This is a genomic window from Labilithrix luteola, assembly GCF_001263205.1.
Classification (GTDB): domain Bacteria; phylum Myxococcota_A; class Polyangia; order Polyangiales; family Polyangiaceae; genus Labilithrix; species Labilithrix luteola.
Genome location: NZ_CP012333.1, coordinates 1,514,565 through 1,531,550, shown reverse-complemented (window position 1 = coordinate 1,531,550; position 16,986 = coordinate 1,514,565). Strand labels below are relative to the sequence as shown.

General features: G+C 65.8%; 15 protein-coding genes. 14 read left to right on the top strand and 1 reads right to left on the bottom strand.

Annotated features, from left to right (window positions below; translation table 11 throughout):
* The 13 genes from AKJ09_RS06925 to AKJ09_RS06870 all read left to right on the top strand — a co-directional run bounded on the left by AKJ09_RS06925 (position 1) and on the right by AKJ09_RS06870 (position 15,216).
* A complete protein-coding gene (locus AKJ09_RS06925; protein ID WP_146646398.1) occupies positions 1-1,281 on the top strand; it encodes a hypothetical protein in 1,281 nt (426 codons plus the stop codon).
* A gap of 11 nt (positions 1,282-1,292) precedes the next feature.
* Complete coding sequence (locus AKJ09_RS06920; protein WP_146646397.1) at positions 1,293-2,663, top strand: RCC1 domain-containing protein; 1,371 nt, start codon at positions 1,293-1,295, stop codon at positions 2,661-2,663.
* 13 nt (positions 2,664-2,676) lie between these two features.
* The gene (locus AKJ09_RS06915) at positions 2,677-4,449 is read left to right on the top strand and encodes an IgGFc-binding protein (RefSeq protein ID WP_146646396.1); all 1,773 of its coding nucleotides are present in this window, start codon (positions 2,677-2,679) and stop codon (positions 4,447-4,449) included.
* A 65-nt stretch (positions 4,450-4,514) separates the two neighbouring features.
* Positions 4,515-5,078: a GrpB family protein gene (locus tag AKJ09_RS06910; RefSeq protein ID WP_146646395.1), complete on the top strand. Its 564-nt coding sequence runs from the start codon at positions 4,515-4,517 to the stop codon at positions 5,076-5,078.
* A gap of 6 nt (positions 5,079-5,084) precedes the next feature.
* The gene (locus AKJ09_RS06905) at positions 5,085-5,654 is read left to right on the top strand and encodes a hypothetical protein (protein WP_146646394.1); all 570 of its coding nucleotides are present in this window, start codon (positions 5,085-5,087) and stop codon (positions 5,652-5,654) included.
* Positions 5,655-5,705: 51 nt separating this feature from the next.
* A complete protein-coding gene (locus AKJ09_RS06900) occupies positions 5,706-6,713 on the top strand; it encodes a hypothetical protein (RefSeq protein ID WP_146646393.1) in 1,008 nt (335 codons plus the stop codon).
* Between the two features lie 112 nt (positions 6,714-6,825).
* Positions 6,826-7,452, top strand: a complete 627-nt coding sequence (locus tag AKJ09_RS06895) for an RNA polymerase sigma factor (RefSeq protein ID WP_146646392.1) — start codon at positions 6,826-6,828, stop codon at positions 7,450-7,452.
* Positions 7,449-8,174, top strand: a complete 726-nt coding sequence (locus AKJ09_RS06890; protein WP_146646391.1) for a hypothetical protein — start codon at positions 7,449-7,451, stop codon at positions 8,172-8,174. Before AKJ09_RS06895 ends, AKJ09_RS06890 begins: the two co-directional genes overlap by 4 nt.
* Before the next feature lie 63 nt (positions 8,175-8,237).
* The gene (locus AKJ09_RS06885; protein WP_146646390.1) at positions 8,238-9,488 is read left to right on the top strand and encodes a hypothetical protein; all 1,251 of its coding nucleotides are present in this window, start codon (positions 8,238-8,240) and stop codon (positions 9,486-9,488) included.
* Positions 9,485-10,711: a WD40/YVTN/BNR-like repeat-containing protein gene (locus AKJ09_RS06880; protein WP_146646389.1), complete on the top strand. Its 1,227-nt coding sequence runs from the start codon at positions 9,485-9,487 to the stop codon at positions 10,709-10,711. The genes AKJ09_RS06885 and AKJ09_RS06880 overlap by 4 nt, the downstream gene beginning before the upstream one ends.
* Positions 10,708-12,021, top strand: coding sequence for a hypothetical protein (locus tag AKJ09_RS52740; RefSeq protein ID WP_169927326.1), 1,314 nt, complete (start codon positions 10,708-10,710; stop codon positions 12,019-12,021). The genes AKJ09_RS06880 and AKJ09_RS52740 overlap by 4 nt, the downstream gene beginning before the upstream one ends.
* 13 nt (positions 12,022-12,034) lie before the next feature.
* On the top strand, positions 12,035-13,414 hold the full coding sequence (locus AKJ09_RS06875) for an RCC1 domain-containing protein (protein WP_169927325.1): 1,380 nt from the start codon (positions 12,035-12,037) through the stop codon (positions 13,412-13,414).
* Positions 13,415-13,422: 8 nt separating this feature from the next.
* Positions 13,423-15,216 (top strand): IgGFc-binding protein, encoded by a 1,794-nt coding sequence (locus AKJ09_RS06870; protein WP_146646387.1) that lies wholly within the window; start codon positions 13,423-13,425, stop codon positions 15,214-15,216.
* A 33-nt stretch (positions 15,217-15,249) separates the two neighbouring features.
* On the opposite strand, the gene AKJ09_RS06865 is transcribed toward AKJ09_RS06870, so the two are convergent.
* Positions 15,250-16,080, bottom strand: a complete 831-nt coding sequence (locus tag AKJ09_RS06865) for an alpha/beta fold hydrolase (protein WP_146646386.1) — start codon at positions 16,078-16,080, stop codon at positions 15,250-15,252.
* A 66-nt stretch (positions 16,081-16,146) separates the two neighbouring features.
* Between AKJ09_RS06865 and AKJ09_RS06860 the strand changes: the two genes are divergently transcribed.
* Positions 16,147-16,944, top strand: coding sequence for a class I SAM-dependent methyltransferase (locus AKJ09_RS06860; protein ID WP_146646385.1), 798 nt, complete (start codon positions 16,147-16,149; stop codon positions 16,942-16,944).
* Positions 16,945-16,986: the final 42 nt, after the last annotated feature.

Here is a 16,986-nt window from a genome sequence, read left to right as displayed (position 1 = left end):
GTGTCTGAACGAACTGCCGTTTTGGCCGTCGTGCTCGGCGCGACGGCGCTCCTTCCCGCGATCGCCTGTTCGAGTGGGGACGATGACTCCGGGAGCACACCGGAGACCGGAAATACCGGGCTCGACGCTGGGGAGGCCGGATCTGTGGTGCCCGAAGCGAGCGCGGAGGCGGCCTCCGATGCGGACGCTTCTCGTGGCGATGCGGGAGGCGACGCCGATGCGGACGTTCGCACGTGCTCGAACGACGGTTTCTGTCACACCGAGCTGCCGGCGAAGTCGTGGCTCGCGGACGTGTGGGGCGACGGAACGGGAATCGTCTGGGCCGTTGGCGCCGACGACAAGACCTCGCTCGATGCCGGCGCCGTCCTCTTGCGATGGGACGGCAAGGCCTGGACGAAGCAGACGCTCGCCGCGAAACGTCTCTCCGCGATCTGGGGAAGCGGTCCGACCGATCTCTGGGTGGGCGGTCGCGACGGCCTCTACCACGGCACCGGCGCCACGTCGGATTCGCTGACGTGGACCAAGGTGCGCGGCGACGCGATCGTTTCTTTGTGGGGCTCCGGAGCGAACGACGTGTGGGCCGCTTCGAGCACGAATCGGTTCTCGTTCGACGGCAAGATCCTCCACTATGCGGGCGCAGGCAGCGGCGGCGCCGATGGATGGGATGTCGATCCGATCTCTTCGCGGCCCATGGCCTTCCGCAAGGTGTGGGGCACGAGCGCGGCCGACGTCTGGATTGGTGGAAACGAAGACAACGGGTGCAGCGCGAACTCCGTCTGCAACAACGGAGCGGGCACCACGGCGCTGCACCGTCTCCCCGACGGCACCTGGAGCCAGGCCGGCAGTCCCACGTTCGAGACGACTCCTTACTTGGGCTCCGAGCTCACGGCGGTGCGGTCGGTGACTCCGAACGACGTCTGGATTGCCGGAAGCGACGCGACCAACACTGCGTCCTTCGACGCTTACTTCCGCGGCAAGTCCAAGACCGACGGCTTCGATTGGGCAAAAGGCACGCTCGGCACGTGCTTTGGGCAAGTGGGATGTGCAAATATACTCTACACGCGAGCGATCTGGGGAGCGCGCCCGGACGACGTCTATCTTGGCGGTGATTCGGGCCAACTTCGCCACTGGGACGGGACGCGCATGACGCTCATGACGCTGACCCTCGACGCGTTGCCGAGCACGGCTTCGCTCATGGGCATGTGGGGCAAACCCGGTGACGATTTGTGGATCGTCGGTTCCGAGATTGCGCTCCGCAAATCCCTGAAAGTCAGCCCGTGACGAGGAATGTCATGATGCGCCGATATCGATTCTTCTCCCTCGCTACTGCGACGCTCGGCGGAGTGGCGTCCGCCCTCGTCTCGCTCGCCGCGTGCAGCAGCGACGAACCGGCACGCGCGTTCATCGCGAACGAAGACGCGGCTCCCGAGGCGACCGCGAATTTGCCTGACAGCGGGCCGCCCGTCGAGACGGACGCGGCTGCGGACGCACGCGAGCCCTTCGACGGCTCGGACGAAGTGGTCACCTGCACCGCCAATCCCTGCGTCACGCAGATCACGGCGGGCGACAACCACTTCTGCGCGCTCCTCTCCGATCACACAGTGCACTGCTGGGGTCAGGCGTTCCTTGCCTTCGGTAACGTCGACGCGGGGACGCCGCCGGTCTTCGCGCCGAGGTCGATGGGCCTCTCGAACGTCATGCAGGTGGCGTCGGGCGAAGACACGAATTGCGCGCGCCACGACGACGGGACGGTGCAGTGCTGGGGGTCGAACTACGGCGGCGCAATTCCCACCGAACCGCCCTGGGAGGACTCGGTTCCACACGACCCGACGACTGCCAAAATCACCGGTGTCGTCCACGTTGCCGTCGCGATGCGCGGCGCTGTCTTTGCGGTCAAGGAGACGGGCGAGCTCTGGGCCTGGGGAGGCAACGACTCCGATCAACTCGCTCGCGGAAAGGAGACTGGGGTGTACCTCGGTCCAGGCCTCACGGACTTTTCCGCGGGTTGTACGCCCGGAACGCGCGGTTGTCCGAAGGTCGTTCGCGCGGGCGGCGCATCGATGCCTCAGTCGGCCGAGGGGTCCGTCGCGTTCGCGATCGGCGACGACGGGCAGCTTTACACGTGGGGCAGTTCGACGGAGATGGTGGCGTATCCCGGCCCCATTCCCGTGTCCGTCGCCGGCCTGTCCAACGTGGGCAGTGCCTCGGCCACGCTCACCCATATTTGCGCCGTCGCCGACGGACATCTCTATTGCTGGGGACGCGACGGCCAGGCGGCATGCACGGGAGTCGCTGACGCAGCGCGCAGCCCGGTCGAGATCAGGACCAAGGGGGATGCGCGCCCGCAGCAGGTCGGCGTCAGCTACTTCCGCACGTGCGTGCGCATGGATGACGGAACTGTCCAGTGCTGCGGAGCTGACGACAAGGGCCAGAGCGGTACCGGAGATACGGACGCGGAGGCGCCGCTCTCGTCACGAGGGATGGTCGAGACCAAAGGTCTTGCCGGACGCGTCGTGAGCGTCGCCGTCGGTCAGTCGACGACGTGTGCGCTTATCCAGGGCGGCACCGTTCAGTGCTGGGGAAGCAATTCCTTCGGTGAGCTCGGGCAAGGAACCGCGGACGAGCAGCGCCATCCGGTGCCTGTGACGGTCCACTTCGATTGAAAGCTGTACGCGAATGATGAGTCGTCGCTCTTGGTCAGGGATATGCGGTTCCATTCTCGCTCTGGGCATCACGACGATCGCGTGTGCCAGCAGCGACCGGAAATTCGCGGAGACGCAACCCGACAAGATCCTTCCAAGCGAGGCCGGACCGCTCGACGCGTCCTCCTGCGAAGGGCTCGTCTGCTCGCGCGACATGAAGAAGGTGCTGTCGAACTGCACCGGCGACGTGGTGGAGGAGTGCGGCAAAGGCAAAGGCTGCGCCGATGGGGCGTGCGTCGATGCTTGTACCGCGGCGGAGGTCTCGAAGGGCTCGGCCGGCTGCCATTTCTGGACCCTTCCACCCGACGAGATCTACGGTCAGGGCTCCTGCTTCGCGGCCATGGTGGCGAATACGTGGGATCGCCCGGTCAACGTCACCGCCGCGTTTGGTGAGAGTCCGCTCGATCTCTCCCAGTCGATCTTCACGGTCGAAATGAAGGGGACGACTCCCACGTATACCAAGCTCGACGGCCCACTTCCGTCCGGAGAGGTCGCCGTCGTCTTCCTCTCGCAACAGCAAGCCGCGAGCGGTGACGCGTACTTCTCGCGGTGCCCTGCCGGAGCCGTGGGGGCCTACGATCGCGATCCCAGCTACCATGGCACCGGCCGCACGAAGGCCTTCTCGATCACCACCGATGCACCCGTAAGCGCATATTCCATTTATCCATACGGCGGCGCTTCGACGTACTTTCCGACCGCCACCCTCCTCCTGCCGACGTCGGCTTGGAGCACGAATTACCTCGCCATCAACGCGTGGACGTACATCTCCGATCCGAGCTACCACGTCTTCGGATATCCAACGCTCCAGGTGGTTGCTACCGAGCCGGATACCGAAGTTCGAATTCGTCCGAAGGTCGACGTGGCCGACGGAAACGGACTGGTCGGCGGCGCGGCGGGGCAGCTGCTGACCTGGAAGCTGGGGCGCGGCGAGGTATTGCAGATCGTCCAGGTCGAGGAGCTGACAGGCAGCGCCATCGAGTCCGACAAGCCGATTGGGATGTTCGGAGGGAATCGCTGCACGCGAATGCCGAGCAAGGACTTCGATGCGTGCGACGCACTCCAGCAGCAGATCGCGCCGATCTCGCAGTGGGGCTCGTCCTATGCCTTGGTTCCCTATCATTCGCGCGAGGGCGCGCGGCTCGAGAACGTGCCGTACCGCCTCGTAGGAGCAGCCTCCGGTACGGTCCTCTCGTACGATCCAGCGAGACCCCTGGGCGCGCCCGAGACGCTCGATGCCGGACAGGTCGCCACCTTCATGACCGACCAGCTCGTGCTGGTGCGCAGCCAGGACGCGGATCATCCGTTCTATGCCGCGCACTACATGACCGGCGCCAACTATGCCAAAAGCGGAACGTCCGATGGCGACCCGGACTTCGTGAATGTCGTACCGGCCGAGCAATACCTCGATCACTACGTGTTCTTTGCGGACTACACGTACCCGAATAGCACCCTGACGCTCGTGCGGCGGAAGACCGACAAGGGATTCATGCCTGTCGAGCTCGATTGCGTGGGTGAGGTCGGTGGGTTCGCTCCGCTCGGCAAGGGCGGCGAGTTCGAATATGCGTGGGTCGATCTCACGAAGAACTTCGCATCGGCGACAGGCGTATGCGGCCCCGGGCGTCACGAGGCGAAGAGCGACGGTCCTTTCTCGCTGACCGTCTGGGGCACCGGCGACTACGCCAGCTACGGCTATGCCGGCGGCACCGGGAGCCGGCCCATCACGAAGGTGGAGATACCGGTCAAGTAACGGTCGGGCTGCAGCCGACCGAGGGGCCGCCTTGAAGCCGTGCCGAGCCCGTGCCAAGGGGAGGCATGGCCAAGACGGAAGAGGAAATTCGCGCCTACACCATCGGCGAACTGAAGCCGCTGACGAGCCAGATCGTGGTGGTCGACTACGATTCGGCGTGGCCGTCGCTCTTCGCGCGTGAGGATGCGAGGATTCGAAGCATTCTCGGTGACCGCGTGCGCCTCCTCGAGCACGCCGGCTCAACGTCGGTACCCAGCCTCCCGGCCAAGCCCATCATCGACATGATTCTCGCCGTGCCGAATTCGGCCGACGAGTCGGCCTACGTGCCTCCGATGGAAGCGGCGGGCTACGTGCTCCGCATTCGCGAACCGGACTGGTTCGAGCATCGACTCTTCAAAGGCCCGGACACGGACGTCAACCTCCACGTCTTCCCCGAAGGCTGCACGGAGATCGACCAGATGCTCCTCTTCCGCGACTGGCTGCGCACGAATGCCGAGGAGCGCGAGCTCTACGCCGCGAACAAGCGCGAGCTCGCGAAGCGGGAGTGGCGCTTCATGCAGAACTACGCCGACGCCAAGACGGAGATCGTCCACGAGATCCTGGCCCGCGCCCGCGCGGCCCGCACCTAGGCCGTCGTGCGAAGCTGGAAGGTGGTCGGCGCGGTCGGCGTCGGAGTCGCGGCGCTCAGCGTCCTGGCCTCCGTCTTGGGGGCCGCGCGCGGATCGAGCGCATCCGCATCCACGGATCCGTCGTTCCACGTCGATGGGCGTCGCGTCGTGTCGAAGGCGCTGAAGCTCGAGATGTCGCTGCCCGAGATCTGGATGCGCCTCGACGTTCCCGCACAGCCCGGGAGCGACTTCCTCTTCCAGCAGAAAGACACGAACACCGTGCTCGGTGGCTACGGCCTCGCCCCCGACGAGCACGACGTGAACCTCGAATCCACGCTCGATCGAATGCTCGATCAGAAGCGCCAGAAGTGGGGAGCGCTCGAGAGCATCCGCTGGGACGACGACTCGTTCGCGGGGCTCGATTGGAAGACGCTCTCGTTCTCCATGATCGGGCCGACCGGTCCGGTGCGCAACAAGCTCTGGGTCGCGAAGAAGGCTGGCGCGGTCGTTGGCTTCACGTGCAGTGGCGCCGTCCCGACCTTCGCGGAGAGCGACCGACGCTGCTCCGACGTGATCCATCGACTCGAAGCGCGGTGAGCGGTGAGCGCTTCGCGGGGGGCGGTCCTCGGGGTACTGTGACGGGCCGGAATGGTGCGGGCCCTGACACAGCGCGGAGTCGGCGTGCTCGTGTTCGGCGCGCTTGTTTTGCAGGGCGCCCGCGCTCGCGCTCAAGCGGCGCCGGAGACCGGGAACGAGCTCGATCTTCGCTACCATGCGCCCAGCGAGTGCCCGCGTCGTGATGTGCTTCTGAGCGCCATTCGAGAGCGTGCCCCGAGGGGATGGTCGGCCGCCGACGACCGATCCTTCGACGTTCGCATCGAGCGCGTTGCCGGCGGATACCGCGGGCGGCTCGACGTCGAGCGAAAGGGGACGCGTCTCAGCACGCGCGAGATCGGCGGCCCGACCTGCGACGTCGTGAGCACCGCGCTCGCCGTGTTCGTGGCGATTGCTCTCGATCCGGCGGAGCGCCAGCGCGAGGAGGAGGCGCCGCCCTCGTCCGCCGTGGTCGAGACGCCTCCCGTCGTCGAGGCGCCGCCGACGTCGCGAAGGCCCGCCCCGTTGCCGGTCACGGCGCCGGCCGTGGGCGGAGGTCCTCGTCAGCACTGGTATTGGGGATCGGGCGTGAGCGCGAATGCGATCTTCAACCCGTCGTCGGCGTGGGGAGCTCGCGTTCATGCCGAGGTGGCGCGGCTCGGTCCCGGAACTCGGCTTGCGCCTGAGCTACGTGTGTCTTGGGGCTTTGCCGAGCTCGTCGATCGTCCTCCCCATGGCGGGGTGGCGACGGTTCGCTTCGAGACGTTTCGGCCCGAGGCCTGTGCGCTCATCGAACGTGTTCCGCTGACGGTGGGGGCCTGCGCCGGGCTCGACCTCGGGTGGCTGCGTGCGACCACGCGCGACCTGCCACGTGCCGGGGGACCACCACCGCCTGGTACGCCCCGAGCGCAACCCTACGGCCGGGCTGGCTCCTGCTCGACTGGCTCTCGCTCGAGGCGGAGGTGGGCGTTCTTTTTCCGCTCACACGCGCCAGCTTCTTCGTCGCCGAACCAGAGCGTACCGTTTATCGCATACCGTCGGTGGCCATCACGGCGGGCGTAGGTTTTCGCATCTGGGCACGCCTTTTCTAGGGAAAAAACCTGGGCGTGTTCGGCGTGGGGAAAATTTTGGAGTCGCCTCGATCAGTTTCTGCGTTTCCGGGTTCTAGACGGAAATGCCGTCCGTCGAGCACATCGCCGACCCCCTCCTGCTGGGGCGCGCAGAGAAGGCTCTCGTGACGCCCTCGTCGTCGACCCCGACGCGGGAGCGCGCGGCGGACATGCGTACAAAGGTGCACATCGAGCGCCTCGTCAACGACCACTACGACTTCGTCTGGCGAAGCGCTCGGCGTCTGGGGGTGCGATCCGCGGATCTGGACGACGTCGTCCAGGAGGTCTTCCTGGTCGCCGCCGACCGCGTCCACGAGATCAAGCACGAGCTCGGGTTTCTCTTCCGCACGTGCATGTTCGTCGCTTCCCACATGCGCCGGAGCACCCAGCGCCGTCGCGAGGTGAGCGACGACGCGGTGCTCGAATTCGGCATGCTCGACGAGCGTACGCCCGAGCAGAGTGCCGAGACCGCCGAAGCCCTCGCGCAGCTCCACGCCATCCTCGAGGACATGCCCGAAACCCTGAGGGCCGTCTTCGTCTTGTTCGAGCTCGAGCAGTTCACGATGTCCGAAATCGCAGAGACCCTCGACATTCCGCCCGGCACGGTCGCCTCGCGCCTGCGCAAGGCCCGCGAGATCTTCCTGGCGCGAACCGAGGGCGACACCCACGCGGAGGAGGCGCTTTCGCGATGAAACGTCTCGTCGAGGGCTCCGTCTCTCCGCGTGCAGCGGCGCTCTTGCGCGCAGCAGCTTCCGAAGCACCGACTCGCTCGGCGGAAGCCAAGGCACGCATTCTCTCCACCGTCGCCGCCACTCCGCGCCAAGCGCCGCGCGGCTTTCGTGCCGGCAAGTGGTCGGGCATGTTGCTCATGGTCGTGGGCGCCATCGGCATTCTCGGCGGCGTCCATGCGTTCGCCCCGTCGTCGCCGGGCGCTTCGGAAAAGAGTGTTCCGGCGATCGCGGCGAATGCACCCGCGGCAGCCGTCGAAATGGCGAATGGCCCGACTGTCGTGGCTGAAGCGCCGATGGCCAGCATCGACGTGACGGCATTGCCAAGTGCGCCTTCCGTCGCTGCTGCTCCTCGTATCGAGCGCCGTCTCCAGGGGGCCGCGAGCGCAGCTCCTGGTGCACAGCAAGGAACGCCTACGCTCGAAGACGAGCTCCGCGCCGTCGACGTCACGCGCGCATCGTTCGTCGAACGCCAGCCGGCCCTCACGCTCGAGCGTGTTCAGGCGTACCGCCGTCGTTTCCCCAAGGGCAATTTCCAGGACGAGATCGACGCGCTCGAAATCCAAGCGCTCGCGGCCCTCGGACGAACCGACGAGGCGCAGTCCAAAGCCACCCGTTTTCTCGCCGAGCGGCCTGCGTCTCCCTACGCGCAGAGGGTTCGTTCGGCGGTGTTCGTGAAGCCGTAGCGGCGACTCGATAGGCATCTTTCGCCGGCGTTCGCTCGGCAATTTCGAAATGGAGTGAAGGCGATGATGGATCGCTTGCCCACAACCGGTTCCACGCGTTCGACGTTGCGTCGTGCGTGGCTCGGCGCTTTCGGCACCATGCTCGCGGTGACGTTTGCCTGCTCGAACGGCGAAGAACGTATCGCCATCGGATCGGGCGAAAACGGGGACGCCAGCGCGCCGACACAGGCGACGTTTACGCCGCCGCCCGATGCGGGCGAGGCCGCGGATGCGCAAACGCCGCTCCTCAAACCGGAGATGTGCATGGCGACGGAGTGCCCGGCTCCGTACGCCACGTGCGCCGCGGCCGGTGGTTTCGGCACCGTCTACGCCTGCCAGACGAACTTGCTCTCCGACAAGGACAACTGCGGCGCGTGCGGCAACAAGTGTCCTGCCTCGAGCACGTTTCCAGAGATGAACATGGAAACGAGGTGCGTGGACGGAGCGTGCGCGCGTCAGTGCGTGTCGAGCGGCACTTCGCAATTCCAGGATTGCAACGGCCTCGTCGACGACGGGTGTGAGACCAACCTTGCGAACAACCCCGACAACTGCGGTGGTTGCGGGATCGTGTGTCCCGTCGAATCCGACGGCGGACGGCGATGCATCAGCGGCAAGTGCGGTTGCCCAGACGGAAAGACGTGGTGCAACGGTCAGTGCGTCGATCTCTCCGTCGACGACACGAACTGCGGTGCCTGCGGGAACCAGTGCCAGGGCACCGACGCCGGCCCGCCGCCGCCGAATATGGAATATCGCTGCCAGATGGGCAAATGCGCCCAGCTGACGTGTTCGAAAGGCTGGGCGGACTGCAACGGCATCATCAACGACCACGATGGTTGTGAGGTCGCCATCCAGACCGACCGCAACAACTGCGGTACGTGCGGGAACGTGTGCCCACCCGATCAGGAGTGCCTGAAACGCGGCGACGCCGTCGGTTGCGGGTGCGAGCCGCTCGAGACGTTGTGCAGGAACGGCGCGGGCGAGGCGACGTGCGTCGATCTTCTGAACGACCCGCGCAACTGCGGTGCATGCGGGTATTCGTGTCCGAGTAAGGGGAGCTACGCCGCCTCCTGCAAGAAGGGATTCTGCGAATTCGAATGTCCTCCTGGTTGGGGGGATTGCGACGGCGACGCGTCCAACGGGTGTGAAACCAACCTGCTCATCGACGGCCTCCACTGCGGCTCGTGCAACAATCAATGCAATACGGCGGCAGGCCAGCCATGCGTGGCCGGTGCGTGCCTCATGCGCGAATGCGACGCGGGACCGGTGACGAAATGAGCGCGCTCGTCCTTCGAAGTGCAGGCCTGCTCGGTGTCTCTGCGCTCGTCGCGGTGATGGCCAACTGCGCGAGCAACGACGAGGCGACGGCTCCGCCGACCCAGGCGGATGCCGCCATCCCTGCCATGACGGTCGACGACGCGGACACGCAGGACGTCAACGACGCGAGCGACGCGGGATGCGAAGGCAACACGGTCGATTGCCCGCTCGTGACGTCGATCTCGTGCGACGACTTCGAGTGGTGCCCGGAGAAGACGAACCACCCGCAGGGGCTCGGGCTCTCGAGCGTCTGGGGAAGCAGCGCGAACGACGTCTGGGTTGCGGGCGCCTTCGGCAGCGTCCTTCACTGGGATGGCAAGGCGTGGGCCGCTGTCCCCGCCCCGACGCACGCGTCGCTTCGCGCGATCTGGGGCGCGGGCCCGGGGGACATTTGGGTCGTTAGCGCGCCCGATCAGATCTTCCGTTCGAATGGCTTCGTGAACGGCACTGCGCAGTGGACGTCGGCCGTTCCTGTCGCCGACATGACGGGGCAGACGGCCGTCACGACGAACGCTATCTGGGGGTCGTCGCCGGACAAGGTCTGGGTCGGCGGCGCCGCGACCTACGCCCAGCACGCAAACGGCAGATGGTACGAATCGGGGTGGCAGACCACCCAGATCGACGGTGGACCGGGCTGGGCAACGGGAATCGACGGCTCCACGTTCACGACGATTCGCGGGATCTGGGGCAGCGGCCCCGATGACGTGTGGATCGTCGGCAACAAGGGACAGAACGGCTTGCCGTTCGGCGCTCGCATCGGTGGAACCAATTCCGTGAACGGCGGCCCGGGAGTCCAAGAGATCGACACGCAGTGTCTCGGGGCGCTCTACGGGATCTGGGGCAGCAAAGCTGGTGACCTATGGGCCGTAGGCGATTACGGCACGATTCGCCATTACACGGACGAGAGCGGGCAATGGATTCCCGTGTCCTCTCCAACGCAGGAAAACCTTCGCGGCGTGTGGGGTTCGAGCGAGAGCGATATCTGGGCCGTCGGCGAGCATGCCACGCTCATTCACTGGGACGGAGCTACGTGGCGAACGTCGTCCGCGGCTTTCGCGCCGGGCAACCGGCCCTCGCTCACCGGCGTCTGGGGCAGCGGTCCGAACGACGTCTGGGCCGTTGGCAGCGGCGTCGTCATCCACTTCACGGGCCCCAAAGCCAACGCGCAAGGAGCGACGCCTTGAACGCCACACGAATGTTTCGATGGGCAGCGCTCGCGGCAGCTGTCGTGCCTGCCGCCGTCGCCTGCAGTGAGGGGAGCGACGAGTCCACGCCGGAGCTCTCGAGCCAGCCCGACGCGGCACCTTCGACGCCGATTCCGATGTCGGACGCCGCGGTGTCACTCGACGATGCGGGCAGCGACGCCTCGATCGATGCCGATGCCGACGTCGACGCGGCGAAGCCTATGCGCACGTGCACCGACGAAGGCTGGTGCCATGTCGACGTGCCCGACGGGCAAACGCTACGCAACCTCTGGAAAGATGCTTCGGGCGTCGTCTGGACGGTGAGCGAAAAGGGCAACGTGCTGCGCTGGGACGGCACGGCATGGGTGCAATCGTTCGCCGCGGGCGTTCCTCTCTATGCCATCTGGGGAAGCAGCCCGACGGACATCTGGGTCGGCGGGGGCCCGACCTCGCCGACCAACGCTGTCGTTCCCGGCGTGCTGTATCACGGAACGGGAACGAGCCCGGCCACGCTCGAATGGACGCAGGTGGCGGCACCGCTGACGATTCGCTCGCTCTGGGGAACGAGCGCCACGGACGTCTGGGCGACCGCATCGATGCCTCAGCGTGTGAGCGCGTCCGACCCGAGTTACATTTTGCATTACGTGGGCCCGGACGGTCTCCCGGGAGACGGCGACGCGGGGGATGCTGGAGATGCTGCCGCCATCGGAACGGGCTGGCTCGTCGACTCCGCATCGACCGCGTTCAAAGCGCACTTCGAGAAGATCTGGGGAACCGGTACTGGCGACATCTGGGTGAGCGCCAGGGGCGCCGTGAACTCGTACACGCAGGCCGGTCAGGTCATTCATCGCCGCCCCGACGGCGCTGGCGGCTACGCGTGGAGCACGGCGCAGCCCACCACCACAGACAAGCCGCGCAACGACACCTTCGGTCTCTCGTTCTCGCGAGAGTCGGTATTCATCGTCAACTTCACCACCAACTCGAGCGGATACGCCTATTACCACCAAGGCGTGAGCACCGACGACGGCGCCACGTTCGCGTGGACCCAGCATGCCGCTGCCGAGACAGGGTTCGCCGATCGCTCGCTCTCCGTCGTCGGAGGCACGGGGCCGAACGATCTGTGGGCTGCGGGGCCGCTTGGTCGCCTTCGTCACTGGGACGGAACGGCCTGGCACGTCGCGCGAGCGGCCGTCGACGACGTCACGCCCGTGCAGCAGACCGTCTACGACATCCTGGCTTCGGGGCCCGATGACGTGTGGGTCGTCGGCGCAAACCTCGCGCTCCACAAGACGGCGCCGTCCAATCCGTGAGGAGCATCCGCCCATGATCCGCAATCGTGTGTTCCTTCTCCTTGCGTCGTCGATGTTCGCCTCCGCGGCGGCTATCGTCGCCTGCTCGAGCAGCGACGAGCGAGAAGTGTTCGTCGAGGAAACCGACTCGTCGACGCCCGAGGCATCGCTACCGCCATCGTCCAACCCCGACGCAGGCGTCGAGGATGCGTCTCCGACCGATGATGCGGATGCGATCGCCCCGATCGAATACGACGCCTCCGCCGAAGCCGTGACGTGTTCCGTCACGCCTTGCGTCACGCAGCTCGTCGCCGGCGACAAGCATTTCTGTGCGCTCGTGAGCGACGGCACCGTTCGCTGCTGGGGCACCGACACGAAGGGCTCGCTCGGCCGCGGTGACGCCGCGGTCGCCGATGCCGGAGCGACTCCGTCGGCCGTCGTCGGGCTCACGGGCGTCAAACAGATCAGTATCGCTTCCTCGAGCAACGTCACCTGCGTGGTCGATTCCCAATCGCGCTTGCAGTGCTGGGGCGAAAATGGTTATGCGCAGCTCGGTCTGACAACTCCGTATACGCGAGATCAGAATCCCCATCCGACGCCCGCGCCCGTCGCCCTCGACGTCGACGTCGCGCGCGTCGACGTGATCCAGCAGGGCGCTTGCGCCACCGCCAAAGACGGAAAGCTCTACTGCTGGGGCTCGAACGACACCTTCCAGCTCGCGCGGCCTGGATATACCAACTACTACGGTGATCCGGCGCTCGCCGACATGAAGCAGGCCGAGGTCACGAACGTCACGGGGAGCGACAAATCCATCTTTGCGATGACCAAGGCCGGTGGCGTCATCGGGTGGGGTCGCCCCTCCGGCCGTGATTCGTCGCTCGGTACCAACGAGGGAACGCCGATCCCGACCTCTTTGCCGGCGCTGCTCTCCGTCACGAGCCTCGCGACGAGCGGGAGCGGGAGCGGGAACGTGCATCAGTGCGCGATTGCCGGTGGTCGCGTTCTCTGCTGGGGCAGCAACGCGCTCGGCGTTCTCGGGACGGGCGTACCCGATAGCGAGCGTTTGCCGCGGCTCGCGGGCATTCTTCCCAAGGACCCTGCATTCCCGCAGCAACTTGCCCTCTCACCGAACCGCACGTGCGCGCGCATGACCGACGGCACCATCCAGTGCTGCGGTGACAACAAGGTCGGTCAGCTCGGGCGCGGAGCAACGAGCGACTTCGAAGGTCGCTTCGGACTGGCCTCCGCGTTCGTGGATCACGCCGTGGTGGTCGCGACCAGCACGAACGCGACGTGCGCGCTCGTTCAGGGCGGCAAGGTCGAGTGTTGGGGTGGCAATGCAAATGGAGAGCTCGGGCAGGGCACGACCGATTCAGACCCGCATCCGACGCCCGTGACCGTCGTCTTCGAGTGAGGCCTACGATGCAGATCCTTACGTTTTTCGGTATCGCCTTTCTCGCGTCGGGCGTCGCCGCCTCGGTCGTCGCGTGCAGTAGCAGCAATACTGGCTTCTCCGACCCCGTGACGCCTCCTCTCGTCGACAACGACGCGGGAGACGGCAGCTCGGCTGCGACGGTGTGCCAGGAGACGCAGAGCTGCTCACGCGACCTCAAGCGGATCGTCACCCATCATTGCGACGGTTCCGACACGGCCTCCGACGCGTGTCCGCCCGATCAAGGATGTGGCACCACCTCGTGCGTCGCCGCGTGCGATAGCGCGAAGCTCTCGAAGGGCTCGATCGGGTGCGAGTTCGCGACGCTCCCGCCGGACCAAACGAGCGGCGCCCAGGGGTCGTGCTTCGTCGCCATGGTCGCCAACGTCTGGGACAAGGAGGCGACGCTCTCCGCTTCCTATGGGGGCGAGCCGCTCGATATCAGTGCCTCGACCTACTACGCGGACATGCAAGGCACGAAGGTCGTGTACACCCCGGTGACGGGGCCTGTTTCGCCGGGGAAGGTCGCGCTCGTGTTCCTCTCGGGCAACGACGCGCCGAACACCTACGACTTCATTGGCTGTCCGAGCGGTATCGTCCCCGCGCTTCGCAAAGATCCGATTGCCCACAAGACGGCGCGGACGAAGGCATTCCAGATTTCGAGTGATATTCCCGTCAGCGCCTATTCGATCTGGCCTTACGGCGGCGCGGTCACCCACACGCCAACTGCCACCATGCTCCTGCCCATCTCGTCATGGGACACGAACTACGTTGCGGTGAGCACGTGGGCCACCAGCAACCCGACCGTGCAGATCATCGGCGCCGAAGACGGTACCGAAGTTCGCATGCGGCCGAACGTGGACATCCTCGGCGGCGGCGGCATCACCGGTATCGGAGAAGGCCAGACGCAGACCTGGACCATCAACAAGGGCGAGGTTCTTCAAATCACCCAGAAGGCCGACACGAGCGGTAGTCCCATCCAGGCCAACAAGCCGATCGGCCTGTTCGGCGGCTCGGAGTGCACGTTCATGGTCACGTCGGCTTGCGACGTCACCCAGCAGCAGATCGCGCCGGTCTCTCAGTGGGGAAGTGAGTACGCGCTCGTTCCATACCGCCCTCGTACCGGCGCCGGGGCAGTCGGCATGACCTCGGCGCGCGAGACGGTTCCGTGGCGCCTCGTTGGCGCGGTCAACGGGACCAAGCTCACCTACGATCCGGCTCCCTTCGGCGGCGCGCCCGAAACGCTCGAAGCAGGTCAGGTCGTCACGTTCGTGGCGAACGATTTGATGTCCGTGCGCTCGCAGGACGACCAGCACCCGTTCTACGCGGGCATGTTCATGACGGGCGGGTTGGGGATCGCGAACTCGACCAACGGTCCGGCGATGGGCGACCCCGACTTCGTCAACGCGGTTCCGTCGGCCCAATTCCTCGATCGCTACATCTTCTTCGTCGACCACACGTACCCCGAGACCACGCTCACGTTCGTGCGGAAGAAGACGGACTCGGGATTCAAGCCAGTCACGCTCGAATGCGCCGGCGAGATCTCCGATTGGAAACCGCTCGACGTCGCCGGAGACTACGAGTTCACGTGGGTCTATCTGACGAACCGCGGCATGCCGCAGAAGTTCCCAGGCGGCACGTGCGGTTACGGACGTCACGAAGCGAACAGCGATGGTCCCTTCGCCGTCTACGTCTGGGGCACCGACGTGTACTCCAGCTACGGCTATGCCGGTGGTACGGGCAGTCGCCCGCTCAGTGCAACGAAGGGGCCCCCCGTCAACTGAGCAACCGAGCGGGCGCTCCTCACTCTTGCTCGCTCAGAGAATCGACTTCTTCCAGGCGCGCATCGCGTCGATGAACGCGGCGGGCTCTTCCATGAAGGGGAAGTGCCCGCTCTCTTCGAAGACGACCATGCGCGAGCCCGAAACGGCGTCATGCACGCGCTTGGCGCCTTCTTCGACCGGCAAGAGCCAGTCGTGGCGGCCGACGAGAACGAGCGTGGGCACCTTGATTCCGGAGACCGTGCTGGTGACGTCGAACGTCGGTAGGCACTTGCCGGCCGACTGATTGAACGCCTCGGCGCGGTACTGGATCGGCGCGTCCATCTTGGCGGCGAGCGCGGGGTCGAACTTCCAGAAGTAGGCCGGAAGGATCTCGTTCCACATCGCGCGCAGGTCCGCGTCGTCCTTCGCTGGGCGCGCGAACGACGCCATGAGCTTGGCGAAGAGTTCGGGCGAGCGCTCCTGGACGCGCGCGAAGGCTACCGGCATGTAGTCGATCTTCGGCGCGACTTCGCAAAGTACCAACCCTGCGAGATGCTCGGGATGGGCAATCGCGTATTCGAGTGCGAGGAAACTTCCGTAGGAGTGACCGAAGAGGACGAACTTGTCCAATCCCAATTTCCGACGGAGCGCTTCCACATCGGCGACCCACGTGGCGTGCGTGGCGTCAGCCAAGGTGCCGGCGCCGCCAGAGCGGCCGTTTCCGCGCTGATCGAAGTAGATCAGCTCGAAGCTGTCGGCCAGTGGATCGAGCCACGGCCGAAGGTATGTGTGATCGAGACCCAACCCCCCATGCAACGTCAGAAGAGGCGGCCCGTTCCCCACGCGTTCGTAGAACAGCTCGACATCGTCCAAGGCGACCTGCATCGAGCAGTCATACCTGATCACAAGTCACCTTGACAGGGCGCCGATCTCTGGACATACCGCGCTGCCATGCAAGCAGTGTCCGAGTGGGGGAGTCGCACCGCGCGAATCGCAGCAGCCTATCGGGCACGCGCCAGCCAACGACCCCAGGCAATCTGTAACGATCCCTGGGCTAGCTATCTCGTGGGAGAAGAGGGCATCGCCCTACTGGCCGCAGGGGACTTGGTGGCTCCCGAGATGGAACTCGGAATCGCCGTGCGAACCGCCTGGTTGGACGAAGCCATCCAACGTGGCAGCGTTGCTCAGGTCGTGGTCCTCGGCGCGGGACTCGATACTCGGTCTGCTCGTCTGGCGCGCCCCGGCGTTCGCTTTTTCGAGGTCGATCACCCGGCAACGCAGGGCTACAAGCGGGCGGCTCTCGAAGCGGTACCGGGGTATCCGCGTGACGCCTCCGTGTTCGTTCCGTGTGATTTCGAACGCGACGATTTCGCCATGGCCTTGAAGGGGGCCGGCTTCCAGACCGACCTCGCGACCATCGTGATCTGGGAGGGGGTCATCCCCTATCTCACCGAAGACGCCGTCCGGAGCACGTTCCGTGTCTTGGCTTCGATGCTCGCCCCCGAGAGTCGCGTGTACTTCGATTACGTCGATCACGCCCGTGGGGCGGACGGCGTTGCCGACTTCGCCGGCGAAGCCGGAGAGCCGTTCCTCTTCAAGACGCCGGATATTTCGCCGCTCGTCTGTGGCGAGGGTTTCCAGAAGGTCGATTCGCTTCTGATGACGTCGGCGCAACGCGCGCGTACCGGCCAGGACGCGGTGAACGCTCCGTTCTTCGCGCGCTGGTATCTCGCCGAAGCCGTTCGCTGAGCGCAGGCCTTCGAAATCGTCACCGCGACGCGCGCTGAAAAC

Bases quoted from the DNA above. Each gene is read 5' to 3' on its own strand.
- AKJ09_RS06865 (WP_146646386.1), bottom strand. From the start codon at position 16,080: ATGCAGGTCGCCTTGGACGATGTCGAGCTGTTCTACGAACGCGTGGGG.
- AKJ09_RS06885 (WP_146646390.1), top strand. From the start codon at position 8,238: ATGATGGATCGCTTGCCCACAACCGGTTCCACGCGTTCGACGTTGCGT.
- AKJ09_RS06880 (WP_146646389.1), top strand. From the start codon at position 9,485: ATGAGCGCGCTCGTCCTTCGAAGTGCAGGCCTGCTCGGTGTCTCTGCG.
- AKJ09_RS06870 (WP_146646387.1), top strand. From the start codon at position 13,423: ATGCAGATCCTTACGTTTTTCGGTATCGCCTTTCTCGCGTCGGGCGTC.
- AKJ09_RS06900 (WP_146646393.1), top strand. From the start codon at position 5,706: ATGGTGCGGGCCCTGACACAGCGCGGAGTCGGCGTGCTCGTGTTCGGC.
- AKJ09_RS06890 (WP_146646391.1), top strand. From the start codon at position 7,449: ATGAAACGTCTCGTCGAGGGCTCCGTCTCTCCGCGTGCAGCGGCGCTC.
- AKJ09_RS06875 (WP_169927325.1), top strand. From the start codon at position 12,035: ATGATCCGCAATCGTGTGTTCCTTCTCCTTGCGTCGTCGATGTTCGCC.
- AKJ09_RS06915 (WP_146646396.1), top strand. From the start codon at position 2,677: ATGATGAGTCGTCGCTCTTGGTCAGGGATATGCGGTTCCATTCTCGCT.
- AKJ09_RS06920 (WP_146646397.1), top strand. From the start codon at position 1,293: ATGATGCGCCGATATCGATTCTTCTCCCTCGCTACTGCGACGCTCGGC.
- AKJ09_RS06860 (WP_146646385.1), top strand. From the start codon at position 16,147: ATGCAAGCAGTGTCCGAGTGGGGGAGTCGCACCGCGCGAATCGCAGCA.
- AKJ09_RS06910 (WP_146646395.1), top strand. From the start codon at position 4,515: ATGGCCAAGACGGAAGAGGAAATTCGCGCCTACACCATCGGCGAACTG.
- AKJ09_RS06895 (WP_146646392.1), top strand. From the start codon at position 6,826: ATGCCGTCCGTCGAGCACATCGCCGACCCCCTCCTGCTGGGGCGCGCA.